This is a genomic window from Salinicola sp. LHM (genome assembly GCF_034479735.1).
Classification (GTDB): domain Bacteria; phylum Pseudomonadota; class Gammaproteobacteria; order Pseudomonadales; family Halomonadaceae; genus Salinicola; species Salinicola salarius.
The window spans coordinates 1,020,933-1,045,782 of sequence record NZ_CP140261.1; the positions used below are offsets into that span (position 1 = coordinate 1,020,933).

Genomic DNA, 24,850 nt, shown 5'->3' on the forward strand with positions numbered 1-24,850 from the left:
CACCCGATACCTGTCAATAATCCGTTAATTGATCAAAGCCCGCTTCGGCGGGTTTTTTTGTGCCTGTCATTCGAGGTCGTCATGGCAAAACAGTACCGCACAGCGCTGATCATCGAGGGTGACGCCAAGGGTGGTATCCGGGCGATTCAGGCGACCGACGAGCAGCTGACCAAGCTGAACCGCCGTTTCGACGATAGCGGCAAGCGCTCGCGTCAGTTTGCCAAGGATGTCGACTCGACCAGCCGTGAGCTGGAGTTCTTGAAGAACACGGCCAGCGGCGTGGGTGCAGCGCTGGCCGGTGCCTTCGCTGTAAGCAACCTTGCCGGCCAGGCGCAGATGATCCGGCAGGTCGACTCGCTGGCGCGCTCTCTCAGCGTCAACACGCAGACGCTGCAGCAGTGGCAGTATGCCGGCCAGCAGGTCGGGCTCGAAGCCGACAAGATGGGCGACATTTTCAAGGATGTCAGCGACAAGGTCGGCGATTTCGCCGCGACGGGCGGCGGTGAAGCGGCTGATCTATTCAAGAATCTGAACCTGAACATCCGGGAGCTGCAAAGCCTTTCTCCGGATCAGCAGATTCTCAAGATCGCCGAGGCGGTGAATCAGCTCGAGGATCCGAGCCAGCGTACGTTCTACTTCGAATCTCTCGCCGATGACATGGTGCGTCTGCAACCGCTGCTGGTCGACAACGCGCGCGGATTGCGCCAGGCCGCAGCCGAGGCCGACGCCATTGGCGTGGCGATGTCGGAAATCGATACCCAGCGGGCCGTCGAGGCAGCGCAGGCGATGGATCAATTGCAGGGCGTCGCCACCGGGCTGAGCAACACCCTGATCGCAGATCTCGGTCCTGGCCTCGCCGATGTGACCGGCGACCTGACGACCCTGATCCAGCAGGCGGGCGGGGCCGAGGAAATTCTGGAAGACGTTGCCACGGTTGCGGGTACGCTGGCGACGGTCTACCTGGCCCGTCGTCTCGGCCCCGGCTTGCTGACCGTTGGAAAGAACGGTCTGTCTGCCGGTAGCCAGATCGCCGAGGGGATGACGATTGCGTTGGGCGGTGCCGGTCGGTTGAATCAAGCGCTCGTCGTCACCCAGGCGCGGATCGCCGCGACATCCGCAGCAGCACGTGCAATGAACGGCGCGCTGGCGCTGGTAGGCGGCCCCGCTGGCGTGGCGATACTCGCCGCTGGCGCGCTGTTCACCTATCACGAAGAACTCGACGCGATGCTGGCGCCGGCGCAGCGTGCGACCCTGCGCGTCAACGACCTGACCAACGCGATCAATCTCAACAGCGAAGCGGCGGTCGAAGGTCAGCTCGTCAATCTGACGGCCCAGATGGTGCAGCTCGAGCAGCAGGCCGACGCTGCGCGCCAGCAGCTTGAAGAGATCAACGCCACATCCAACGATCCTGGCCCGTTCCGTAACTCAATGGTCATGGGCGAGGATGCGGACGCACGCCGCGAGGCGTACGAGGCGCTACGCGAAGCGGAAGAGCAGCTTGCCGCCAACGGTGAGGCATCCGACCAGCTGCGCGAGCGGCTGCAACTGCTGCGTGAGCAGGGCGTCGAAACCGTCAGCACGGTCAGCGACCTGGGCGGTGCTGCGAGCGAAACCGCCGAAGCGAACGAGGATCTCGATAACAGCTATCAGTCCCTGCTCGACACGCTCTACCCGCTGCAGAAAAGCCAGCGCGATTACGCCGAAGACAAAGCCACGCTCATCCGCTACGCGCTGGAAGAGAACAAGACGAACGCCTGGCTCGACGAGTCGATCCGGCGGCTGGATGACAGTTACCGCAACGCCGGCGATGCCGCCGAGGTCTATGGATTCACCGGCGAGCAGGCCGCGGCGCAGGTCGGTGATGCATTCGACGCCAGTAGCGCCCTGGCCGTCCGCAGTCTGGAGCGTATCGATGATGCCGGCGTGGAAATGTGGCGCGGCTTTCTCGATGGCACCGGCAACGCGATGGATCAGTTCGAGGATATCGTCCTCGATACCATTGCCGAGGTCGCGCACCAGCTGATCACCAAGCCGCTGACGATGAACATCTCCGCGATGATCACCGGGCAGGGGAGTGGTCAGGGCGCGTCTGGTGGGGTCGGCTCGATGGGTGGTCTGGGCGATCTATCCAGCATCGGCCAGAACGTCTATAACGGCATCGTCGACGGCTTTGGCTCGATCAACTGGATGGGTGCGCCGACGTCGTACAGCGGCGGCTTCGCGGGTAGCGCCACATCCGGAATGAATGTCGCGAGCAACGGCACCAGCTATTTCGGCGGGTCCACGTCCAACTTCACCGGCGTCAACGGCCTCGCCTCGATGGGCTCCTCTTACGTCGGTAGCCGAGTCGGTACCGAGCTGGGATCTAGCCTGTTCGGCAAAGAAGCGAACTCCAGCTGGGGTTCAACGATCGGCGGCGCAATCGGCACCTACTTCGGCGGCCCGATCGGCGCGTTCGCGGGTTCGGCACTCGGCGGCATGCTCGACTCTGCCTTCGGTAGCTCACGCGACTACAAAGCCGGTTTCGTCAACTACGCCGAGACGCCGGATCGGGATTTCGGCGCAGGCGGGACGCCGTACTACTCCAGCGGCTACTACGCTGACGGCGACCTCGGCCGGGGTCGCGAGAGTGCTTTCGGGTCGTTCGGGTTCACCAAAAAGGAGAAGTTCGAACCCGACGAGATGATCGACTTTCTCGATGCTGTCGCAACGCTCGACAACATCGTGGCCAGCGGCGCGTCTGCCGACCAGATCGACAACGTGACGGAAGATCTGGACGGCTTCTACTCGTCCGTCAAAAACGACCCGCTCGGCGACATCCTCGAAGATCGTTTTGATGTCATCGAGCAGTCGCTACTCGATAGCTCGAGCGATGTGGGCGACGCGCTGATCAACCGCGTCGGGGATATCACTGCCGAAAATGCCGAGACGCTTGCGCCGCAGTTGGCGCAAGCGCTGCAACTCGGCAACGTGATCGACGAACTATCAGGCAACATTCGCGACTACGCGATCGGCGTCGCAAACGATACAAGCGTCGAGATCGAGCAAGCGCTGTCGGATATCCAGACGTCGATCGCGGCCAACTCGCTGCTAGCTGATGCAGCCGAGTCGCTGAACCTGCAGTTCGATGCTCTGGCCGATGGCGCCATCGAAGCCGGCAATCGGATTGCTGAGCTTGCCGGCGGGGTCGACCCGCTCGCCGCGCTGTCTCAGCAGTTCTACGACACATGGATGACCGACGAGCAGAAGCTCGCTGACATGCGTGAAAGCCTGACCGAAAGCCTGGCGTCTGTCGGCATCGACACGTTGCCGCAAACCGCGGCTGGTGTTCGCGAGCTAGCCGACGGCATCGACCTGATGACGGCGGCGGGGCAAGAACAGCTTGTCGCGCTGTATCAGCTGACGCCGGCGCTATCGCAGTATACGTCAGCGCTGGGCGAGACCCGCGACGCGATCGTCCAGCAGTATCAAGACATTACCGGCAACACGCCGACCGACAATGTCGTGTCTGCCTGGGCTGCCAAAGTCGGCGTCGCCGGTGCAACGCTGGAAGACGTGCTCGCCGATATCGCGAACGAGCTCAATCTCGCGTCTGCATCACTCAGTCAAAACCTGATCGATGTCGGCGCCGTTGACGATATCGACGGTATCGTCAGTCGCTACAGCGCAGCGATGCAAGCAGCTGACGATCTCGCGAGCACCCGTCAGCAGCAGCTTGAAGATGAGCGGCGCGCGCTCGAGTCGCTGGCGCAGATATCCGACCGGATGGCGCTGGGGGATCAGTCGATTCTCGACCCGCTAGAGCGTTATCAGGAGGCCCAGCGGCAGTTCGCACAGGCGCAAATCACTGCCGAGACCGACCCGACATCGATTGATGCGTTCGATAGTGCGAAGCAGGCGTATCTGGACGCGACGGCGGCCGCGTTCGGGCAGTCGTCGTCGCAGTACGCTATGGCCTATGGCGAGGTGCAGGACGCGATCTCATCGCTCGAAGACCAGTACGGCGAGTCGATCGATTCGCTGGGTTCGATCGAGTCGATCCAGCAGCAGGCGCTACGCGCTCAGCAGCGCGCCGAGGATACGCTGCTCTCGCAGTTGCAGACGCAAATCGACACGCTGATCGGCATCGACAACCTGGCCGATTTGATTGATTTCCTGCCGGAAGGGCTGGCGAGTCAGCTCGCATCGATACTGCCGGAAGGGGCGGATCTCGTTGGCCAGACGCCAGACAGCGGGGGCGGCTCGAGCAGCGGCGAACAACTGACATTCGCCCAGCAGTCCGAGCAGTACTTGCAGGAAAACCCGGACGTTCAAGCGGCTATCGACCGCGGCGAGATCGTCAACGCGTATGGCCACTATCTCAAGTACGGCCGGTTCGAAGGTCGAGAGTGGCCGTCGGATGGCTCTCACGCGCGCGGGCTCGATAGCGTGCCGTGGGACGGCTACCGCGCCGAGCTGCACTCGGGCGAGATGGTGCTGACTCGGGACGTCGCGGACACCGTGCGCGCCGGAATGCAGGCGCTGGAAACCTCGCAATCGCTGCCCCCGGCGATTATCCCGCCCGCCTTCGGCAGCGGTTTACAGCCCGGCGGAGGGCAGGAAATCGACGAGCTGATCCGCGCTGTCTATCGGCTCTCGGACGATAACGCCCGGCTGCGCACCCAGGTCGACGCGCTCATCGCCGCTACCGGCGCGGTCGCGGACAACACCGGCGCCGTCATTGCGCCGTCGGAGCGTACCGCCCGGGCCAGCGAAGCGGCGGCGCGTAACTCCCGCCCACGGAAATCACGGAGCACTGCATGAGTCTGACCGATGCACAGTGGCAGCGCTGGCTGTCATCGCCCAATGCCGTGCGCGTGACGGTGGCTGAACTGGAGCACGCCGACGGCGTCGAGCAGGTCTCCGACCGGGGCTATCTCGCCCCGGCCAGCGAGAGGCTGGCACGGCCGCGTTACGCCGGGTTACTCATCGAGGCGGTGGGTATCGAGACCAGAATCGATGGCGCTATCACGTTCGGTGACATCCGTCTCATAGACGACGGGGAGATCACACACTGGCGTGATTACCGCTGGGACGGCCACCCGGTGCGTCTATACCTCGGCGCACCGGACTGGCCGCGGGGTGATTTTCGGCAGATCGCCAGCGCGATCAACGACGGTATCCAGAGCGCCGAGCGTGGCGAGATCGTGCTGGGTGTGGTCGATGCGTCCAGCGTGCTCGAACAGCCGATCGACACCGGCCAACTCCCGTACGATGGCGGCCCCGTGCCGCTGCTGCTGGGGCAGTGCTACAACGTGCCAGCATTTCGGGACGAGTCGACGACGCTGCACTACCGGATCAGCTACCTGCCCCTTCTGGGGGTTACTCCACGTCAGTTGGGCTATGAGGAGCCGTATACGCCAGACCTGGATAACGGCGGATTTACGCTGAGCAATAACCCTGGGACATCGAGTGATATAACCGCTGGTGGCCATGAGCAGCACGACACCCCGGCGGCGATGATCCAGTGGATTGCCGATCACTACGGGCTGACTGTCGGCACCGTGGATCTACCCGACGTCACGGTGGGCTACTACAGCAACGGCGAGACCAGTGGCCGCGACATCCTCGATCGGTTATGCGAGGGACTCGGCGCGCACTGGTATCTCGATGCCCTGGGTCGGCTCACCGCGCGAGTGCTGCGAGAGCCAAGCGCGACACCGGACGTCACACTGACCCGTGATGACATCGTCGACGGTACGTTAGCGCTAGACCGTACTGAGGCCCCTTGGCCCAAACTGACGTTTCGCTGGCAGCGCAACGACGCAACCCTGCGCACAGTCGCCGGCGACATCATGGTCAACGCACCGGAGACAGAAGCCCGGCTACAGCGCGACTGGAATGAGAGCGTCGCCGAGCAGGCATTGACTGGCTATCCCCGCGCCGAGCCGGTGACGCGAGAGAGTCTGCTGCAGATCGCCGCCGAGGCAGCAGCGGAGCGTGACCGGCTGCTCGCACTCTACGCCGAGCGGCGCGACGTCTACCGCGTCGACAGCTACCGCATCGATCTACAGCTGCATCAAACCATCACTATCAACGAGCCACCGCTATTGGGCCGGGTGGGGCGGATCATCGCCGTCAACCGCTCGACCGCTGAGGGCCTGGCCCAGTTGGAGATCTGGCTGTGAGATTGATCATGGATAACGTGCACGACCGGGCCGCGCTCACCGTGACGAGCGCCGCGCCGGAGTGCGCGATCGACAACACGCAGCGCAACGAGCGGGAATATCTCTGGCGTAGCGCGGATCTCGCGCCACAGACGGTTGGTGCCACCCTGCCAGAGTTGCAGTTTCTGGATGCCGTGGTGCTGATCGGACACAACCTCAGCGGCGCCGCGACCGTGACGCTCCGGGTGCTGGTCGACGGGGATGTCGTTGCGACGGTCGACGATATCAGCACCGCCGAGTACGTCCCGGCCGGTGTGTGGCGGGCGGGCATCGATCCGTTCGGGGCGTCGTATAACGACCAGCTATCGCAGCCGCTGACGATCATCGACGTTCCGACGATCCCCTGCACCGGCTACGAGCTGACGATCGACGACCCGGACAACGCCGACGGCGCGATAGAGGTTCAGCGGATTGTCGCGGGGCTCGGCTTCGTGAGCGAATACGGCCCGAGCTGGGGCGTGGATCTCAACTGGGTCGACCCCGGCCAGCAACAGCGCAGCGCCGGACGCACGCTGCGCACCATCGGCGGTGGCCAACCCTGGCGTGAGCTGACGGTATCGCTCGACAACCTCACCCCCGAGGATCGCTCCCGACTCCTGATCGAACTCGCCCAGCGCGGCATCGTCGGCGACGTGTTCGTCGACTGCTACCCCAACCGGGCCGGTCCCGATCGACTCACCGGCGCGTTTCTCGCTCGTCTCAAGGGCGGCTGGGGCGACACGCACAACCGGCTCAGCAACTATCAATCAAAACCGACGTTCGTAGAGGTCTGACCCATGGCTGTAACCCAGGTAGACGAGATCGTTTTCGATCCAATTCAGTACGGCGACCGAAAGCCGTTCGTCGACAAATTCAACGAGAATCAGGCGTCTCTCCAGCGCGCGGTGCCGCAGCTCAACGCGCTGGCGCAGGAGCTGGACACTGCCCGGGGCGATGCTATCGGCGCTGCCGAAACCGCGACCCAGAAGGCTGAGCAGACCGGGCAGGACGCGCTGGCCACCGCCGCCGATCGGCAGCAGACCGGGCTCGATCGCCAGCAAACGGGTCAGGACGTGCTGACAACCACCGCCGATCGTGAAGCGACAGGGCAGGATCGCCAGGCCGTGGCCGCCGACCGCGAAGCGACAGGGCTCGATCGCCAGCAAACGGGTCAGGACGCGCTGGCCACCGCCGCCGACCGGCAACAGACCGGCGAGGACCGGCAGCAGACCGGGCTCGATCGTCAGCAAACGGGTCAGGACGTGCTGACAACCACTGCCGATCGCGAAGCGACCGGGCAGGACGCGCTGGCCACCGCTGCCGACCGGCAACAGACCGGCGAGGATCGTCAGCAGACAGGGCTCGACCGTCAGCAAACCGGCGAGGACCGCACTGCCACGGGACAAGATCGCCAGGCCGTGGCTCAGGACAAGCAGACGGTCCTCGGATACAAGCAGGATGCCGCCGGCTCGGCGCAGTCGGCCGGCACCAGCGCCGGCAGTGCCGCCGATGCCCTGGCCGACTTCTTGCGCCGATACCTCGGCCCGCACGAGACCGCCCCCGCGACCGACAACGACGGTGACCCGCTGCTCGTCGGCGCGCTGTATCTCAGCACCGCGGCCGGTGATGAAGGAATGCGCTACTGGACGGGGACAGAGTGGGTCAACGCCTACGCCACGATCGAAGGGGTGGGCTGGTCGGATATTAGCGGCAAACCTGAGACTGCAACGCGCTGGCCGACATTTACCGAGGTAACGGACAAGCCGGCGACGTATCCGCCGTCGTCTCACCAGCACGACTGGGGGGATGTCACCAGCAAGCCAGCGATGGCCACCCGCTGGCCGGCGTTTACCGAGGTCACGGACAAGCCGGCGACGTATCCGCCGTCGTCTCACCAGCATCAGATCGGCGATGTGCAAGGGTTGCAAACCGCCCTCGACGAAGCCGGCGGCGTCGAGATCGGCCAGGCACTGCTGACGGCCAAGGAGCTGCCGCTGGGCGACACCCTGCGCATGGACGGGCTGATCTATCAGATTGCAGATTACCCTGATTTGGCGGCGCTTTTCCCGGCGCTGAAAGAAGGTTACAGCAATGTTGTATCAGGCACACCAGTGCTACCAGATGGAGGTAGAAATGTTGCCTTCAGCCCGGATGGCGGACACCTCGCTGTTGTACACGGCAGCTCACCATATCTGACAGTGATTAATACATCGGATTGGACAGTCGTAAGTGGCACCCCAACACTGCCAGATATAGGAAACGGCGTTGCTTTCAGCCCAGACGGGGGCTACCTCGCTGTTGTACACGGCAGCTCACCATATCTGACAGTGATTAATACATCGGATTGGACAGTCGTAAGTGGCACCCCAACACTGCCGAATACCGGCTACTCTGTCGCATTCAGCCCAGACGGTGCTTATCTAGCGGCGGGGCACTATGAGTCACCATGTCTGACAGTAATAAACACGTCGGATTGGTCTGTTGTTTCCGGAACTCCAACACTGCCGAATAACGGCCATGCTCTTGCATTCAGTCCGGACGGCGCTTATCTAGCAGCGGGGCATGCTAATTCCCCTGGACTAACAGTAATTGATACAAGCAACTGGTCTGTTGTTTCCGGAACTCCAGCCCTCCCAAGGTATGGTTATGCCGTTGCATTCAGTCCTGATGGATCATATTTAGCTGCTGGCTCTGATAACTCTCCGTATCTGACAATAATTGATACAAGCAACTGGTCTGTAGTTTCTGGTACACCGACACTACCTGGATCAGGTTACTCGGGGATAGTCAGAGGGCTTGCGTATACCAATGACGGCACTTACCTTGCTACATGCACTGGTTATTCGCCATATCTTAACGTGTACAATACGCTAGATTGGTCCATGGTTTCTGGAACCCCTTCGCTACGTAACGTTGGTTACGGCCACGGTGCGACGTTTAGTCCTGATGATTCCTACCTCGCTGTTGCACACGAAAGTTCTCCATATCTGACTGTGCTGTTAGGTTCAGTAAGTCAGACAGAGTTCAAAATCCCCAACCAACCCTCTGACAACAACCTGCTCGAATGGAGGATAAAGGCCCAATGACCACGATCTACGAACTCGGCGATAACAGCATCTGGACGGGCAGGTCTCGAACACTGGAAAAAGGCGAAGGCCGCCCCCGCAACTGGACGACCCGAGAACCGCCCGTCGTGCCTGATGGCCAGATGGCGCAGCTGCGCGGGCATGTGTGGGTATTGATCGAGAGCGTGCCGGAATCCGACCACATCCGTGCAATGGAAAAGGCTCGGGAGCAAGCGTTGGAACGGCTCAATGCTGCTTACAACGCCGCCGTCGCCCCGCTGGTGAAAACCTACCCGATCACCGAGATCCAATCGTGGACCGCGCAAGAGGTCGAGGCCGACGCATACCAGACGTGGGTCGATGCCGGCCGCGTCGGTGATGCACCGGCCACGCCGAAGCTAAACCGCATCCTTGCAGGTCGCAATGGCACTGACGGCACGGAAACGCTAGACGAGCTGGTCGAAAAAGTGCGGGCGAAAGTCGCGCTGTACTCTCAAGCGCTGGATCTGATGGGTCGCCGGCAACGAGGCGAGAATCTGATCGTAGCGGCCGAGACGGTGGAAGCGGTGCAGGCGGTGACGTGGGAGGGTTTGACGCCCGGCGATCTATAGCCGATCGCTTACGCAACGCGGCGGCATACTCGCATTCAGCCGCCCGGGCGGCAGGCGCTATACTGACAGCGCTCGAGTGCTGCTCGGGTCAAAGTCTAAGTAGATTCACCCGGCCCCAGCGGCCGGGTTTTTTCGTTCTGGGGCGGGGTGTTACTCGCCAAGCATCTGCGTCAGTTCGCGCTGTTCTTATTCCACTCGAATTTGCGGTCGTCCCTGAGTTGTTCTTTAGTCAAAGGGCATGCCTCTAGATCCCCTCCGCATGACAGAGCACCAATACTTTTCCTTGGCTTCGGGCTGTGTCGATGTGAGCAGTAGTGATCGTTAATCGGTTTGATATGTCTTCCTCTGTCTTGCGTCATCTCTTTACTACGGAGTAGCTTTTTCTCTACTCGATGCCAAGGGCACTTCATGTTGCAGTCTCCTGTTTTTAGTTTACTGATTGTTTTTCGTCGAAGAGTTGAGAAAATGCAAAGCGGAGAGGTTGTCAGTCTTTGTTTAGTTGAGATAGTTTTTCCATAAGACCCTTTTTTGATGTCGTGCAAGTCGAATAAATTTGCTCATGCACCGCTTCGACATTGTCACTAAATACATGCAAGGTTAGCGCCAAATTCTGACTTTCACTACTGGCTAGATCGTATGCCTCAAAGGCTAAATCAGCTGCATGCCTTTTCCCAATAAACCTGAGTGAGTGAGAGAGCGCCCTCAGCTCATGACATAAATCTATTATTTTGTATACGTTGTTTTCAATTGGTGGGTAGGTCAAGTTGACTTGATGAACCGCGGCAAGATTCAATATTTTTCCAAACTCTGCTTCTAGTTTGCTAATCAGCGTGCATAGGTAGACTGTTTGCTCATGCTTATATTTCCATTGTAGTTGCTTGTTCCATATTAAAATGCCTGCGCTGATGGTTAGCAGTGAGCCAAGTATAGTATTTGGTAAGCCAGTCAGGGCAGTCGCCATCCATTCCATATTGAGACTCCGCTTTGAGCATGGGCTATTGCAATGTTTGTCATTTCCATCGATTCATCTATAGTAATTTATCGAATCTCTAGAGGCACATTATGTGTGGACGATTCGCTTTCTACAGCATGGATTTCTCGGTGTTGGCCGAGGCCGTGGCCCAGCCTGACCTCTTCGGCAACGTCGAGCGCCGCTACAACGTGCCGCCGGGCACGTTGATCAGCGTTGCGCGTCGTGCCGACGAAGATGCGCCGGTAACGATCGAGCAGCTCTGGTGGGGATATCGGCCGGCCTGGGCCGATGCTAAAGCCCCGCAGCCGATCAATGCGAAAGCCGAGACCGTCGCCACGTCACGCTACTTCGCGTCGGCGTTCAAGCATCACCGATGTCTCATTCCCGCCGATGGCTGGTACGAGTGGGTCAAAACCGAGACACCAAAGCAGCCGCACTACCTGACACGTTCCGATAAGCAGACGCTATACCTGGCAGGCATCTGGACCGACCGGGGGGATGACCTGGCTCCCGGGGTGGCGATCATTACTGAACCGGCGCGGGGGAGTGCGAAAGATGTTCACGATCGAATGCCGCTGGCGCTTGATGATGACTCGCTCGAACCGTGGCTGGATCCGCACCTCACCGAGCGCGACGCCATCCGTGGCGTCACTCGGCATATCGACGCCGGCCTGATCCGACATTGGCCGGTCAGTACCGCAGTCAACAAGCCTGGTGATGATCGTAACGCGCAGCTCATCAATCCGCTGTAGCCGATCGCTGACGTGAAGTGTCAGCAAATTCTTACTCAACGGCATCGATTCGCGGCCGATAATTTCTATGTCACGCGCGAAAAGTCCGTGCGTGATTTCCTTTGATCGGGAATACACCCGGCCCTCGCGGCCGGGTTTTTCATCTCAGGCGTGCGATCGGCAGCTCATCCCACCGGGTGGTGTATCGCTGCGTCAATAGATTCGCTTTCAGCTTCCACGCTGCTTTGCCTTTTGTTCCGCCCAGCCGCACCGTGCCGCGTCCCATCCGCCGATTCAGCTCATCCATGACAGCCGAGGCCTTCGCCGATCGCTCACGTTCGGCGGCGCTCTTCGGGGAATCGAAGATATCGTGCTGCTGGGTAGCCTGGTCTACGAGATCCAGCATCATCACGCCGGCTTTCATGTACCGATACCCATCGCGCCAGATGCGCTTGAGGGCTACTTGAGCGGCGCCGACGATTACACGCGTGTCGTTCGATGGATGCGGTAGCTGCACGACCAGGGCAGGGTGATACTGGGCGAGATCTTCGCGATGCTTGTTCGTCTTCAGGTGAACCTGGATCGCCCGGGCCACGCTGCCCTGCTTCCGCAGCTTCTCGGAACCGCGGGCGGCGTGCGCGCGGATCGCCTGCCGGACTTCGTACGGGTCAGATGTCAGCCGGCCAAACGACCGGCTTGTCATGATGTTCTTCTTGGGCTCGCCGTAGTCATCGGTGTCAATGCAGTCGATGCCGCGCAGCTCGTAGACCAGCCGCTCTTGAACGACGCTGAACCGCGCGCGGATTCGCTTGGGATCAGCAGTGCGCAGTTGCCAGGCATTGACGATGCCGAGCTGCGCCAGCCGCTGGCCCAGCCGCCCGGACACACCCCAGAGATCCGTGACGGGCAGATCCTCGAGCACCGCGCGTGTCTCTTCGCTATCCGGCTGCATCAGACACACGCCGTCTCTCCCGGCGCCTTTCTTCGCTCGCTTGTTCGCGAGCTTGGCCAGTGTTCGGGATGTCGATAAGCCAACGCTCACCGGAATGCCGGTGTTCCGCCGCACGACACGACGCATCTCTATGCAGTGGTCGATCAGCCCGTCGAGCGCGAACCCATCGAAGCCGAGGAACGATTCGTCGATCGAGTAGATCTCAACGTCCGGCGTGAACTCTCGCAGCGTGGCAGTGACGCGCCGGCTCATGTCGCCGTAAAGCGTGTAGTTGCTCGAGACCAGAATCAGCTGCCGGCGAATGTCGGGCGGAATCTGGAACATCGGTGCTCCCATCTCGACAAGCTCTTTGGCTTCGTTCGATCTGGCGATCACGCAGCCGTCGTTGTTCGACAGCACCGCGACTGGCCGGCCTTCCCAGTCCGGGCGGAAGACGCGCTCGCAGCTGGCGTAGAAGTTGTTGCAGTCGACGAGCCCGATCATCCCCGGCCGCCTCGGTGCGAATGGATGTTGTGCGTGACCACACCCCAGACATGACACTCAGCATTCGCCAGCGGAATCGGCCGGTAGGCTTCGTTGCCGGCCAGCAGATAGGGGCGCTGGCCGATTTTCCCCAGGCGCTTGCAAGTGATCTCGCCATCTACCGCGATAACCACGGTGTCGCCATCGACTGGCTCTAGCGACCGATCCACGACCAGGATGTCGCCACTGAATATCCCGTAGCGCTCCATCGAATCGCCCGCGGCGCGAACATAGAACGTCGCACTGGGGTGCTGCACGATGTGCGCTATCAGATCGAGCTCGGCCTCGATGTAGTCATCGGCGGGCGAGGGAAAACCGGCTCGGGCCTCGCCGGCGGCGAGTGGGATCATGACAGGCTGGGCCCGCTCATCGACGCCGCCCAAGAACTCGACGGGAATCGTCATGATGCTGCCTCCGCTCCCGTCGCGTTCCAGTCGATGATCGCCTCGGCGACGCCGGTTCGTGAGACCGATACGGTGTCCAGCTCCTCGAACTCGGTGAGCAGCCGATCCCAGGCGGCGGGATCGTCGTCATCGAAGCGATAGATCGTGACGGTGTACTGCTCGCGATCACGCGCACGTGCTACCTGTTGTTGGATGCGGCGACTGAGCCTCTGGTATGACGAGGCGGCTTTGAATTGTGCGGACATGACAGCGGCTCCCTAATAATACTGTACGCGCATACAGTATCTAGCAAGTCGTGCGATGGGCAAGATGGAGGATCCGCAGGCAACAGCCGGAATCGGAACAATCCGAGACGGGGCAAGGAGTTAGATGGCATGAAAAATTCGCATGGATGCGAGACTTCTGGATGAATGGCCGGTAGATTGCGCCCGCGAAGCCATTCTGAAACCGGAAGACTGCATGCCCTGCAAGACGAAGATTGCCTGCCTTATTGCCTGTCTCGCTTTTCCAGCACCTGCTTTTGCTGACATCACGATCGGCAGCTGGAACCTCAAACACCTCGGCTGGAACAATGGCAAGCGGATCGACGCCGTCGCCGATATCGCGAAGGGCGCGGATCTCTGGGCGCTGCAGGAAGTCATGGATGAGAGCGCCGTCGCGCAGCTCGAGCAGGAGCTGGAGCGGCAGACGGGCGAAGAGTGGAGTTCGATGGCGTCGCATACAGTGGGGCGCAGCTCATACCGCGAGAGCTACGCTTATCTCTGGCGAGACAGCGCCGTCGAGTACACCCAGGGCGCCGTGGTCTATCTGGATCCCGGTGACCTGTTCGCGCGGGAGCCCTACCTGGCGGAGTTCCGCGACAAGGAGACGGGCGACAAGATCGCCATGGCCGCAGTGCATATCGTCTACGGCGACAACCGCGCCGATCGCACGCCGGAGATCCGCGAGCTGGCAAGCATCTGGGAGTGGATGCGCGAAGTCTATCCGGATAGCGCACGGGTCATCGCTGGCGACTTCAACTTGCCGCCCAGCGATTCCGCTTGGCAGCCGCTACGCGACACCGGAGCTCAGCCGGCCATTACCCGCGGCGCCACCACGTTGAGTGAGACGGACGGCCAGTACGCCAGCCTCTACGACAACTTCTGGTATGACCCTGCCGAACTCAACGTCTCCGGTATCGGCATCGTCCGCTTCCCCGAGATGCTGGGCATCGATCATGGCTCCGCACGCGACATCGTCTCGGACCACGCCCCGATCTACCTGACGACAGACGATGCCCAGCAGCAATTCCGAGGCGTGAACCAGATAGCGGGTGAGGGCGGCCAGTCGGCCGAGGCCAGCTGCATCGACCTAGATACCGCCACGCCGGCTGAGCTCGACCGGTTACCCAACGTCGGCCCGGCTCGAGCGCAAGACATCATCGACGGCCGCCCCTGGGCGAGTGTTGAAGAGCTGACCAGGATCAGCGGTATCGGCGCGTCACGGGCGCACGAGATCGCGGCTAGTGGGTTGGTGTGTGGGATGTGATTCGAACCTGGGACCTCCCCCTTAGAAGGGGGCAGGTCTATGGGGCAAAAATGGGGCAAACCGAGCGCCAAACTATGCCGATTTGGCGCTGTCGGTAGTGATAAGCGGGGAGGGCTGAGGCCAGATATGGCGCGGCTCAAGCAGTTTCGGCGCTGGATAAATCTACAGCGCACAGCATCATCGGCGTATGCTGAGTGCTCTTGCTGGAGGCCACGTCCTGCATGGTGTCTCGGAAGCTCCGTCGATTCTTGGGGCACAGAGGGGCATCGAAATGCCGGGTCGTACGGTGAAGGGCAAGGTTACCACGCCGTGGCCGGGTCCAGCACGGCGCGGGGTCGACGGCCGGCCTGCCTTAGAGGGGATCATGCCTCAGGTCTAGTGATTTCAGCCTGAGTACCTGTCGATAACTCGTTACAGTGTCAGAAACCGGCACTCGAGGACTCCCATATGGCCCGGTTGGTGCTCAACCACCTCAGCGATTCCACCTATCGACTACTGGCGACCGAGGCCAGCAAACGTAACGTCAATGTCAGTGAGCTGGCCGTGGTTCTGCTGGAGATCGCCGTCGCCGAGCTGGCGGCTCGTCAACCGGCAGTGATGACACCGCCCGTCCGGGAGCCCCGCGAGCCGGAGTGATGCCCGCTGCTATGATGGGACTGGATCGGCGGGACTCGATCAGCCACTTGTTTCGAGCCGGCTCGTTGCCGGGCGGCCGGACGAACACCTTGCCGGAAGCATGAACCGTTCAGCTCGGTGCTGGAACGAGCGATCAATACATGCCGCCGTTCACCGCGATCACCTGACGCGTGATGTAGGCGGCATCCGCCGAGCAGAGAAAGCTCACGGTGCCGGCGACTTCCTCGGCGGTCCCGGTGCGCTGCATGGGAATCAGCTTGCGGATCTCGTCGCGGGGCAGCTCATCGGTCATGCGCGTCTCGATCCACCCTGGCGCGACGCAGTTGACCGTGATGCGGCGCTTGGCCAGCTCGACGGCCAGCGCCTTGCTGGCGCCAACGATCCCAGCCTTGGCCGCGCTGTAGTTGACCTGGCCGCGATTGCCTATCAATCCGGACATCGACGAGAGCGCGACGATACGTCCGGGCCGGCGCCGCTGGATCATCGGCATGACCAGCGGATGCAGGACGTTGTAGAAACCGTCCAGATTGGTTCGCAGCACGCTGTCCCAGTCCTCGCCCGTCAGCGCGGGAAAGGGCTTGTCCGCGGTGATGCCGGCGTTGCAGATCACGCCGTAGTAGCAGCCGTGCTCGGCGATGTCCGCCTCCAGCACCGCCTTGACGGTTTCCCGCTCGGCGACGTCGAAGTGGACGATGCGCGCCTGGCGTCCTTCGGCTTCCACTGCGGCCCTGACCGCGTCGATGTCGTTGCCGGGGCGCCGGCAGTGCAGTACCAGATCGTGACCGTCGCGGGCCAGGCGTCTGGCGATCGCTTCGCCGATGCCGCGATTGGCGCCGGTGACCAGAATCGTCTCGGGATGTCGTTCTTCCATGGGGCCTCGAGCGCAGAGCTGCGAATGGTGAAGTCAGGGCGTCAGGCGCCGTTCAGTGCCGGCATCGCGGCGGGGCGATAGAGCGTCAGGCTGCCGCGAGCCAGCGGCTCGGCATCGTCCGGCACCGCCGTGGCGTGCTTTCCGATGTCGTACTTTTCGATGGCATGCTTTTCTATGGCATGCTTGTCGATGGTATGCAGGGCGCCACTGATCTGGGTGACGCCATTGTCGGCGATGAAGTCGATGGTGACGGTGACACGGATCCGCTGGTCGAAATCGAAGACCGGCACGCGCGCACGATAGCGTTTGGCGCCCAGCAACAGACCCGGGGCCGGTGCCTCGCCCGATGCGGCGGCCCGGAAACCGGCCCAGGCGGCGACGGCCTGAGCCAGCCACTCGACACCGACCCACGCCGGGATGCCGTCGGGCTCGGCGAACAGATCGTCGCGCCGGGTCACGGTTTCGGCAGTCGCCCCCTCTTCGCGGACCTCGTCCAGTTGCGTCAGCAGGCACATCCCTCTGGCGTGGGGGACCAGCGGCGCGACGGGGCAGGGGAGCGAAGGCGTATCGGATGCAGTCAAGGGAATTCCGTCGTCGTTCTTGCGTTACTCTTTCCGGGCAAGCCGGCGCTTCAATCGGCCCGGGACAGCAGCAGACTGGCGTTGTTGCCACCGAAGGCAAAGCTGTTGCTCAGGGCATGACGCAGCGGACGAGCCGGTGTGGCGTTTTGCGTCACCAATGGCAGGGCCGGAATGTCCGGGTCGTAGTCATCGTCGAAGACGTGTATCGGCAGATGGCCGCGATCCAGAGCCAGCCAGCAGAACGCCGCCTCAAGTGCACCGGCCGCGCCCAGGGTATGACCGGTCAGCGCCTTGGTCGAGCTGCAAGCCGGGGGCGTGGCGAACAGCGTCGCGACGGCCGCGGCCTCCATGCTGTCGTTGAGCGGTGTGCCGGTGCCGTGGAGGTTGAGATAGTCGATCTCCGCCGGATCGCGTCCGGCCATCGCCATTGCCTGGCGCATGGCTTCGGCGGCGCCGCTGCCGTCGGGACGCGGAGCCGAGATGTGGTGCGCATCGACACTCTCGCCGACGCCGGCAAGCTGGATGCCGCCGGCCTCCGGGGTAACCACGAACAGCGCCGCCGCCTCGCCGAGATTGATCCCGTCGCGATGGCGGGAAAAAGGCAGGCAGGGCGCGTCGCTGACGGCTTCCAGGCTGGCGAAGCCGTTGACCGTGAGGCGGCAAAGGCTATCCGCGCCGCCGGCGATCACCGCGTCGCACTGGCCGCTCTTGAGCAGACGCCTGGCGCTGGCCAGCGCCCGGGCGCTGGAACTGCAAGCGGTGGAGAGGGAATAGCAGGGCCCGGCGATGCCCAGCCGCTCGGCAATGAAACGTGCCGGCGCGCCCAGTTCCTGGCGGGCGTAGGCGAAGTCCTCTGGCAGCGGCCTTTCACGGCCGCTGGCGGCCAGCGCCAGCTCGGTTTCGCCGATGCCGGAAGTGCTGGTGCCGATCACCACGCCGATCCGATCGCTGGGCACCCGGGTCAGCAGCGGTTCGATTTCCGCCTCTAGCCGTTCCAGCGCCAGCGCCAGCAAGCGATTGTTGCGGCTGCGGTGATTCTTCGGCCAGCCGGTGACGTCCGGCAGTTCGCCGACGACCCGGCCCAGGGGCAGGGGGCGGCCCGGCGTGAAGGCATCGCTGGTCGTCAGGCCGCGCTCGCCAGCGAAGAGCGCGCGAGCGATCGCATCCAGATCGTCACCCAGCGAGCAGACGACGCCGGGGCGGGACAGGCGACAGGGAAAGACAGCACTCATGAGTCAGCGTTCTTCTGCATTAGTTCTTCTCCATTGGCGCTTCTCCATCATCGCGCGCCCGCATCGGGTCGATCGTCAGTCGATAGTCGCCCTGGCGATCGTCCAGGGTCAGCGTCCTGGCGTGTTCGCGGTCCGGCACCGGGGTGATGCGGGCGGCCAGCTCGCCGCGATAGAGAATGTCGCGATGCGCCGAGTCGTCGACGACCTGCCAGGCGCTTCCGTCGAAGGCGTCACGCAAGGTGTCGAGCGGCCACAGGCTCCACTCCAGGCGCGATGCCAGCCACGCTGGCGGGATCGGCAGCGGCGATTCGCCCGGGGCGTCGCCGGCCTCGAATCGCGCGCCGTCGGCATCGCGGACCAGCGTCGTCACGCGCTGGCCGTAGGGCGTGACCAGCACGGCTCGCAGTCGGTCGGGATCGATGCGGATGAAGGCGATCAGCGTACGGGGTTCGCCCTCGTCAGGCTGGAACGTCAATCGACTCTTCAAGGTGTCGGCGGTGGTCGCGGCGGCCAGGGGCGGCGTCGGCGACACCGGCGGCGTCAGGCTGCAGGCGCTCAGGACCATCGCCAGACAGAGTAGCCCTAGCGGTCGCAGGCTGCGCTTCATGGTCTGTTCTCCGTCGCCCGGGCGGGCGGCCGTGGGGTCTCGGTCTGTGTCGTCGAAGACTCCGCCTGCCTTTCGCAGATGGCCGCGAGCGTGTCGATATGACGACGCGATGCGCTGACGAACGGATTGCTTCGGTCCCACGCGTATCCTGCCAGGATGGCACTGATGCGGCTCTTGATGTCGCTCGGCGCGTCGGCATGGAAGATGATCGTCTGCAGGCGGCCGTCGTACCAGGCATCGACGAAGGCGCGAAACGTCTCGATACCCTCGCGCAGCGGCACCTCGAACTCGGCATGCCAGTCGATCGCATCGCCGGCCAGTTGGCGGTCGACCAGCGGCGCTGCCAGGCTGGCCGATCGCAGGGCGATGGTCACGCCGGACGAGAACACCGGGTCCAGGAATTCGCCGGCATTGCCCAGCAGCGCATGGCCGGGGCCGTGCAGACGTGTCACGTCGGCGGAATAGCCGCTGAGCTCGCCCACCGGACGCGTGGGCCGGGCGCCTTCGAGGAGCTGGCGGAAACGGGGTTCGGCGTCGATCAGCGCTTGCCATCGTGCCGCCGGAGTGGCGCCGTAAGCTTCGAGGCGCTCGGTCTCGCCGACCACACCTACCGAGGCACGCTGGTGCCGGAACGGGATCAGCCAGTACCAGATGCCGGCATCGTCGGGATGCACGCCGATCAGGATCTTTTCGCGATCGTGGCTCGAATCCGCAGGGCAGGCCTCGACGTGGGTAAACAGCGCCGTGCGGGGATCCTGACGCGCGTCGCGCTCGAGATGCTCGAGCCGGGCCAGCACACGGCCATAGCCGCTGGCGTCGAGCACGAACCGGGCGGTCAGCGTGCGGGCGTTGCCGGATTCATCGACCACGTCGACCTGCGGGCGGTCGTCGTCGGCCCGGAACGCGGTGACGGTAACGCCGAATTCGACCTCTGCACCCTGGTCGCAGGCGCCATCGATCAACCGATGATCGAAGTCGGCGCGTTCGACCTGGAACGTGGTGCCCCAGCCCGGGGTGAACTTCTCGCGGAAGTCGATTGCCGTCTCCAGGCCGTTGCGGGTGAACGCGGCGCCATTTTTGGGCTGGTAATCGGCGGCCAGGACGCTCTCCAGCAGACCGGCCTCCTCGAGATGACTCATGCACTGCGGCAGCAGGCTTTCGCCGATGGAAAAGCGGGGAAAGTGGCTGCGCTCGACCACCAGCACGCGTCGGCCGAAGGCTGCCAGGCGTGCGGCGGCGGCGGCCCCGGCCGGCCCGGCACCGATGACGATGACATCGTGATCGACTTCAGCCATGTTCGTTCTCCTGTTGATGGATCCGGTCTGTATCGACAGGTCTTACCCAGGGAACCAGAACCCACACGCTGGCCAGCCCGATCAGGCAGGTCAGACCCAGATAGTGCAGCGCCGGCGTGGCACTGAAGGCGAGCATGCCGAACGCCAGCAGACTGGTCAGGGTCGACAGCGTGATCGCGAGCCAGGCGGATGGCTGTCTGGCGTGCTCCACGTTGAAGATACCGGCATCCAGCCCGATCCCCAAGACCAGCAGCAGGCCCAACTGGTTGAAGATATTGAGCGGGACGCCGCCAAGGGCGAAGGCCGCCAGTACGATCAGGGTGGCACCGAAGGGTGGCACGATCACGCGCCACGCGCGGCGCCGATACCGCCACACCAGCGCCAGCGTCATCAACGCCATCGCCAGCACGACCCAGAGCGCGGTATGGCGGCGCAGCTCGCCGAGCAAGGCGCCGATCCGGTCGACCCGATCGACATATTCGACCCTGGCTTGCGGGCCGCCCACGGCCTCGGCCACTGCCTGCAGGGTGCGCCCGGTCTCGGCGTCTCTGGCCCCGGAGACGACCACCATCGCGGCGACGCCGCCCTCCGGTGTCTCGCCCAGCCATAGCCGCTGCTGGTACTGCCCCAGCGGCGTGTCCAGCCAGTCGGACACGGTCAGCGGGGCAGAGGTGTCGAGCCGCGCCCTGGCTTTCTCGGCCACCTCGGCCGGTAATCCGGCGCGCCGGATCAGATCGTCTAATGGCTCGCCATAGAGGGAGCGCACCCTTGCCAGGTTGGCCCGCTGCTGCGCTGCCGTCGGCACCGCGTCGGCCAGCGATTGATAGTCGATTTCGAGCCCGTCGGCAATGGCGCGATCGAGCGCGGTGTCGAGCGAGTCGAGCCGGGCCAGCAGCGTTTGGGTATCCTCGGCCTGAACCAGGAAGTAACGGCTGCCGGTATCGCGATCGAGCAGTTGCTGTACCCGCTGCTCGTCCTGCATCAGCGCCGCCGGCGAGGGGTTGAGCAGCTCCAGGCTGTCGTCGCTGGTCAGGCGGACGGCGCAGATGACGACCAGCACGACGGCGCCGATCAGGGCGAGCCAGGGCGGCAACCGCCAGCGAGGTTGGCACAGCCGCCACCAGCGTGTCGCCAGACGTGCGGTGAACGGGCTGGCATGAAGCGTGAAGCGAGGCAGCCACAGCACGACCGTCAGCCAGGCACCGACAAGGCCGAAGGCGGCGAAGGCGGCCATCTGGCGCAATCCCGGCATCGGTGTCAGCGCCTGCGCCACGTAGGCGATGACGCTCGAGATCAGGCCCAGCGCGAGACTCGGCAGCAGCCTGCGCAGGCGGAATCCTTCACCGGCAATGGCGCGATCGCACTGCAGGTGCAGCACATAATCGATGGCGATACCGATCAGGCTGGCGCCGAAGGCTAGCGTCAGCAGGTGCAGGCGGCCGAAGAAACCCAGGGTCAATGTCAGTGCGAACAGCGAGCCGGCCAGCAGTGGCACCATCAGTTGCAGCAGCACCCGGGGCGAACGAAAGACGAACCCGATGATCAGCAGCACCCCGAGCAGGGAGGCCGCGCCGATGGTGGACATCTCGTGCTTCGCCTGGCGCGCGCCGGCGGCGGCGTGGAACACCAGGCCGGAGCGCAGCAGCTCGGCGTCGGGATGCTGCTGCTGGAACTGCTCGAGCGTCGCGTGCAGAGCGTTCTGCATCGGCTGGTCGTAGGGCGAGCCCTCGAGTTCGCCGATCAGCACGCTCCACTGTCGGCCGTCGCGATCCAGCGTCAGCAGGCCATCGGCGGCCCCGATGGGGCTGCCGGGCAGGCGTGCAAGCCAGGTATCCAGCAGGCCGAAAGGGTCGGCGACGGGGTCCGGGCGTGCCGTCGGCGAGAACAGCCGGCGCAGCGCCGGCTCCACCAGCGTGCCGGCGTCGCCGCGATCGATGGTTTCCTGCCATTCCGGTGTCAGCAGACGATAGCGCCACCGGCCCATCCAGTCGTGGGGATCGGCATCGGCCAGATCCAGCTCGCGCCAGTCGATGGCCGCAAGCTGGCCGTCGTCGACCAGCGTCTGCAACGCCTGCCCCAATGCCCGGGTCGTCGTGACGCGCTCGTCGTCGCCGAGCAGCAGCAAGAAGCGATTCTCGAAGCCGCGTCCCAGTTCGCGGTCCGCCTGCTCGATCAGCGGCGCCTGCCGATCGGCGGGCAGCAGCGCGGTGAGGTCGGTATCGGCGGGCAATCCGTGGCGCAGCATCCATCCGAGCCAGATGGTGCAGAGCGCCAGGACCGCGAACCAGAGCCAGCCGAGCCGGCGATAGCCTGCGCGGGTCATGAACCGTTCAGCGGGTGCTGGTCGAACAGACGAACCTCGAGCCGGTCGCCGTTCGGCGTGCGCATGTCGAGACGGTCGATGGTGCGATCACCCTGCAGGGTGATTCCGGCGATACGTTCACGCAGCGCCGCTTCTTTCGGGGTCAGCGCGACCTGCCAGGCATCCTGATCGCCGGAGAGCGCCAGCGTGAAGCGCGACTCCAGCGCCTGCCAGTCCCCTTCCAGCAGTTGCAGGAACAGCTGGGCCACCTGTTCGCCGCCGGGGGGCGCACTTTCGCCGCTGCCGTTGGTGATCGCTTCCGGGGTGAGCTCGATGCGCTCCTCGACCGGGGTTTCGAGCTGCCAGACGACGCGCTTGCCGCGCTCGAAGAGGAACGTGCCCCGGCTGGTGAGAGAGCTATCGAGATCCGCCAGTTCGCGCTGCTGTTCGAAACTGCCTGCCAATGCCGGGGTGGCGGCGAGCTGGCGTTGCAGGTCGTCCAGATCGAAGGCCTGGGCGCTCAATGGCGCCAGTAGAAGCAGAAGCGTGATCAACCATCGGCGAAGCGGCATGCGGAAGTCCTTGTGGGGTTTCAGGTCTCGAGTGGCGAGGGTCAGCCGGCGGGTCGCCCGTCCTCGGAGCCGGCGTCCGGGTGGGCGTCGTCGCAATCCAGCCAGAAGGGAAAGAAGTTGAACCACTGCAGCGGCGTCTTCTCGCATTGCCGTGTCAACCAGTCGACATAATGCTGCATGGCGCTGTCGATCCAGGCTGCCCGATCCCGGCGGCTCAGTTCGCTGGTATCGTCGAAGTGGTCGAAATCGACGCGGTAGCCCTTGGCCTCGCGAAAGCAGCCGATGGTGTAGACCGGACAGCGCAGCAGGCTGGCCAGCCAGAACGGCCCCTCCGGGAATCGTGCCGGGTGGCCCAGAAAGGGCAGGGTACGGGCGCGGCCGCTGTCGCTGATCGGCACGCGGTCGGCGGCGATGACCACGAAACCACCTTCCGCGATCCGGCGGCCCAGCTTCATCGCCGTCGTCGGGGTGATCTCGCTGACCTCGATGATCTCCGGCGGATTCTCGCGGTGGGTCGAGCGAGCGAGGACTTCGTCGAACTGCTGCGCGTTACGGGTGTGCATCAGCAGCGTCGCGCGGAAATCGTCCTGCATGTCGCTCATGGCGGTGCAGATCTCCATGTTGCCGACATGGGAGACGAGCATGATGCCCCCGCGTCCGCCGGCGACCGCTTGGCGAAAGCGCTCTCGAGTGTCGCCCTCGAAGCTGAGCGCCGGCGGGATGCCGCTCCAGGCGTCGATCTTGTCCATCAGGCTCTGGCCGAAGCTGCGGAAGTGGCGCAGGCTCAGCCAGGTCAGATGGCTGGGGGGCTGACCGTGAAGATGCCGCCACAGCCTGGTCAGGTAGGTATGAGAAGCGCGTCGGTGCAGACCGTGGGCGATGTAGTAGTAGACGATCACCAATAGCAGCATGATCTGGAACGGTAGCCGGCCCAGCTTGCGCCGGATCCAGACCATGGCGCGAATGCCGCCGGCGGTGCCGGTTTCGCGAATTCTCGACCAGTGATTGGGATTGCTGCTGATCGGTGTCATGAAGGCGTTTCCTGGCGGCGTCGCAAGAGGATGGGAAGACGTCCGAGCATGCCGAGCACCAGACGCAGATGCATGCGGGCCAGCAGCACGTTGTCTCGCCACAGCTTGAAGTGGGAGACGCCATCGATCGGATAGTGCACCCGTACCGGCAGATTGCCGACGCGCCCGCCCTGCCAGTGCCAGCGCACCGGCAGCTCGCTGTCGAACTCCATGCGGTCCCCGCAGGGATGTTCGGCGATCAGGCGATTGACGGCGGCAACCGGATAGAGCTTGACCCCACACATGGTATCGCGGAGGTCGAACGACAGCGTCGCCAGCCACACCAGCGAGTGGGTGATGTAGCGGGAATAGAAACGGTGCCTGGGGACGCTGGCGTCGAACCGCGGATAGCCGAGCAGCAGAATTTCATCGTCGGCGCGAAGCCCTTCGACGAAAGGCGGCAGGTCGCTGGCCTCGTGCTGGCCATCCGCGTCCACCTGGAGCACGTGGGTGAGCCCGCGCTCGGCGGCTCGCGCCAGCCCTGCGCGGATGGCGGCGCCCTTGCCGCGATTGACGGGCAGCCTGACCAGGTCCACCTGTGGATCGCGGGCGAGATCGTCCAGCACGCCGGCACAGTGGGCGTCGCTACCGTCGTCGATCAGGATGATCGGCAGGTCCAGCAGCTCGAGCCGCGCCAGCGTCTGGCCGATGGCTTCGGCGTGGTTGTAGACGGGGACCAGCACCGCGATGCGGGCGGTATCTTCACTCGACATC

Annotated in this window: 21 protein-coding genes; 8 read left to right on the top strand and 13 right to left on the bottom strand. The window is 63.6% G+C overall.

The window, feature by feature from the left end; all coding sequences use genetic code 11:
- The first annotated feature begins 81 nt into the window (after positions 1-81).
- Genes R5R73_RS04955 through R5R73_RS04975 form a run of 5 tightly spaced genes read left to right on the top strand, consistent with a single transcriptional unit; the run spans position 82 to position 9,861 of the window.
- Positions 82-4,803 carry a hypothetical protein gene (locus R5R73_RS04955; RefSeq protein WP_322528991.1) on the top strand — a complete coding sequence of 1,574 codons (4,722 nt, stop codon included), beginning with the start codon at positions 82-84 and terminating at the stop codon, positions 4,801-4,803.
- Positions 4,800-6,167 (top strand): hypothetical protein, encoded by a 1,368-nt coding sequence (locus R5R73_RS04960; RefSeq protein WP_322528992.1) that lies wholly within the window; start codon positions 4,800-4,802, stop codon positions 6,165-6,167. Before R5R73_RS04955 ends, R5R73_RS04960 begins: the two co-directional genes overlap by 4 nt.
- A gap of 8 nt (positions 6,168-6,175) precedes the next feature.
- Complete coding sequence (locus tag R5R73_RS04965; protein WP_322528993.1) at positions 6,176-6,979, top strand: hypothetical protein; 804 nt, start codon at positions 6,176-6,178, stop codon at positions 6,977-6,979.
- A gap of 3 nt (positions 6,980-6,982) precedes the next feature.
- Positions 6,983-9,271 carry a hypothetical protein gene (locus R5R73_RS04970; RefSeq protein ID WP_322528994.1) on the top strand — a complete coding sequence of 763 codons (2,289 nt, stop codon included), beginning with the start codon at positions 6,983-6,985 and terminating at the stop codon, positions 9,269-9,271.
- Positions 9,268-9,861 (top strand): hypothetical protein, encoded by a 594-nt coding sequence (locus R5R73_RS04975; protein ID WP_322528995.1) that lies wholly within the window; start codon positions 9,268-9,270, stop codon positions 9,859-9,861. The genes R5R73_RS04970 and R5R73_RS04975 overlap by 4 nt, the downstream gene beginning before the upstream one ends.
- Before the next feature lie 484 nt (positions 9,862-10,345).
- Here the strand turns inward: R5R73_RS04975 and R5R73_RS04980 are convergent, their stop codons facing one another.
- Positions 10,346-10,831 (bottom strand): hypothetical protein, encoded by a 486-nt coding sequence (locus tag R5R73_RS04980; RefSeq protein WP_322528996.1) that lies wholly within the window; start codon positions 10,829-10,831, stop codon positions 10,346-10,348.
- A gap of 92 nt (positions 10,832-10,923) precedes the next feature.
- Between R5R73_RS04980 and R5R73_RS04985 the strand changes: the two genes are divergently transcribed.
- Positions 10,924-11,586, top strand: coding sequence for an SOS response-associated peptidase (locus tag R5R73_RS04985; RefSeq protein ID WP_322528997.1), 663 nt, complete (start codon positions 10,924-10,926; stop codon positions 11,584-11,586).
- Between the two features lie 139 nt (positions 11,587-11,725).
- Here the strand turns inward: R5R73_RS04985 and R5R73_RS04990 are convergent, their stop codons facing one another.
- The 3 genes from R5R73_RS04990 to R5R73_RS05000 are packed head-to-tail and all read right to left on the bottom strand — an operon-like array spanning position 11,726 to position 13,688.
- Entirely contained in the window at positions 11,726-13,000 is a 1,275-nt protein-coding gene (locus tag R5R73_RS04990; protein ID WP_322528998.1) for a Y-family DNA polymerase, read from the bottom strand.
- The gene (locus tag R5R73_RS04995) at positions 12,997-13,443 is read right to left on the bottom strand and encodes a translesion error-prone DNA polymerase V autoproteolytic subunit (RefSeq protein ID WP_322528999.1); all 447 of its coding nucleotides are present in this window, start codon (positions 13,441-13,443) and stop codon (positions 12,997-12,999) included. The genes R5R73_RS04990 and R5R73_RS04995 overlap by 4 nt, the downstream gene beginning before the upstream one ends.
- Positions 13,440-13,688, bottom strand: a complete 249-nt coding sequence (locus R5R73_RS05000; RefSeq protein WP_322529000.1) for a DUF1654 domain-containing protein — start codon at positions 13,686-13,688, stop codon at positions 13,440-13,442. Before R5R73_RS05000 ends, R5R73_RS04995 begins: the two co-directional genes overlap by 4 nt.
- Positions 13,689-13,830: 142 nt before the next feature.
- On the opposite strand from R5R73_RS05000, the gene R5R73_RS05005 reads away from it, so the two are divergent.
- Positions 13,831-14,970 (top strand): helix-hairpin-helix domain-containing protein, encoded by a 1,140-nt coding sequence (locus R5R73_RS05005; protein WP_322529001.1) that lies wholly within the window; start codon positions 13,831-13,833, stop codon positions 14,968-14,970.
- Positions 14,971-15,417: 447 nt separating this feature from the next.
- Positions 15,418-15,606 carry a hypothetical protein gene (locus tag R5R73_RS05010; protein WP_071231869.1) on the top strand — a complete coding sequence of 63 codons (189 nt, stop codon included), beginning with the start codon at positions 15,418-15,420 and terminating at the stop codon, positions 15,604-15,606.
- A gap of 133 nt (positions 15,607-15,739) precedes the next feature.
- Here R5R73_RS05010 and fabG read toward each other — a convergent pair whose 3' ends face one another.
- The 9 genes from fabG to R5R73_RS05055 are packed head-to-tail and all read right to left on the bottom strand — an operon-like array spanning position 15,740 to position 24,849.
- On the bottom strand, positions 15,740-16,477 hold the full coding sequence (gene fabG, locus R5R73_RS05015) for a 3-oxoacyl-ACP reductase FabG (protein WP_322529002.1): 738 nt from the start codon (positions 16,475-16,477) through the stop codon (positions 15,740-15,742).
- A gap of 41 nt (positions 16,478-16,518) precedes the next feature.
- Complete coding sequence (locus tag R5R73_RS05020; protein WP_322529003.1) at positions 16,519-17,058, bottom strand: hypothetical protein; 540 nt, start codon at positions 17,056-17,058, stop codon at positions 16,519-16,521.
- 50 nt (positions 17,059-17,108) lie between these two features.
- Positions 17,109-18,290: a beta-ketoacyl-ACP synthase gene (locus R5R73_RS05025; RefSeq protein WP_322529004.1), complete on the bottom strand. Its 1,182-nt coding sequence runs from the start codon at positions 18,288-18,290 to the stop codon at positions 17,109-17,111.
- Between the two features lie 19 nt (positions 18,291-18,309).
- Positions 18,310-18,897, bottom strand: coding sequence for a DUF3261 domain-containing protein (locus R5R73_RS05030; protein ID WP_322529005.1), 588 nt, complete (start codon positions 18,895-18,897; stop codon positions 18,310-18,312).
- Positions 18,894-20,192, bottom strand: coding sequence for an NAD(P)/FAD-dependent oxidoreductase (locus tag R5R73_RS05035; protein WP_322529007.1), 1,299 nt, complete (start codon positions 20,190-20,192; stop codon positions 18,894-18,896). The genes R5R73_RS05030 and R5R73_RS05035 overlap by 4 nt, the downstream gene beginning before the upstream one ends.
- The gene (locus tag R5R73_RS05040) at positions 20,185-22,515 is read right to left on the bottom strand and encodes a hypothetical protein (protein ID WP_322529008.1); all 2,331 of its coding nucleotides are present in this window, start codon (positions 22,513-22,515) and stop codon (positions 20,185-20,187) included. The genes R5R73_RS05035 and R5R73_RS05040 overlap by 8 nt, the downstream gene beginning before the upstream one ends.
- Positions 22,512-23,066: an outer membrane lipoprotein carrier protein LolA gene (locus R5R73_RS05045; protein WP_071231876.1), complete on the bottom strand. Its 555-nt coding sequence runs from the start codon at positions 23,064-23,066 to the stop codon at positions 22,512-22,514. The genes R5R73_RS05040 and R5R73_RS05045 overlap by 4 nt, the downstream gene beginning before the upstream one ends.
- A 41-nt stretch (positions 23,067-23,107) precedes the next feature.
- Entirely contained in the window at positions 23,108-24,097 is a 990-nt protein-coding gene (locus R5R73_RS05050) for a glycosyl transferase (protein ID WP_071231877.1), read from the bottom strand.
- On the bottom strand, positions 24,094-24,849 hold the full coding sequence (locus tag R5R73_RS05055; RefSeq protein ID WP_322529009.1) for a glycosyltransferase family 2 protein: 756 nt from the start codon (positions 24,847-24,849) through the stop codon (positions 24,094-24,096). The genes R5R73_RS05050 and R5R73_RS05055 overlap by 4 nt, the downstream gene beginning before the upstream one ends.
- Position 24,850 lies beyond the last annotated feature (1 nt).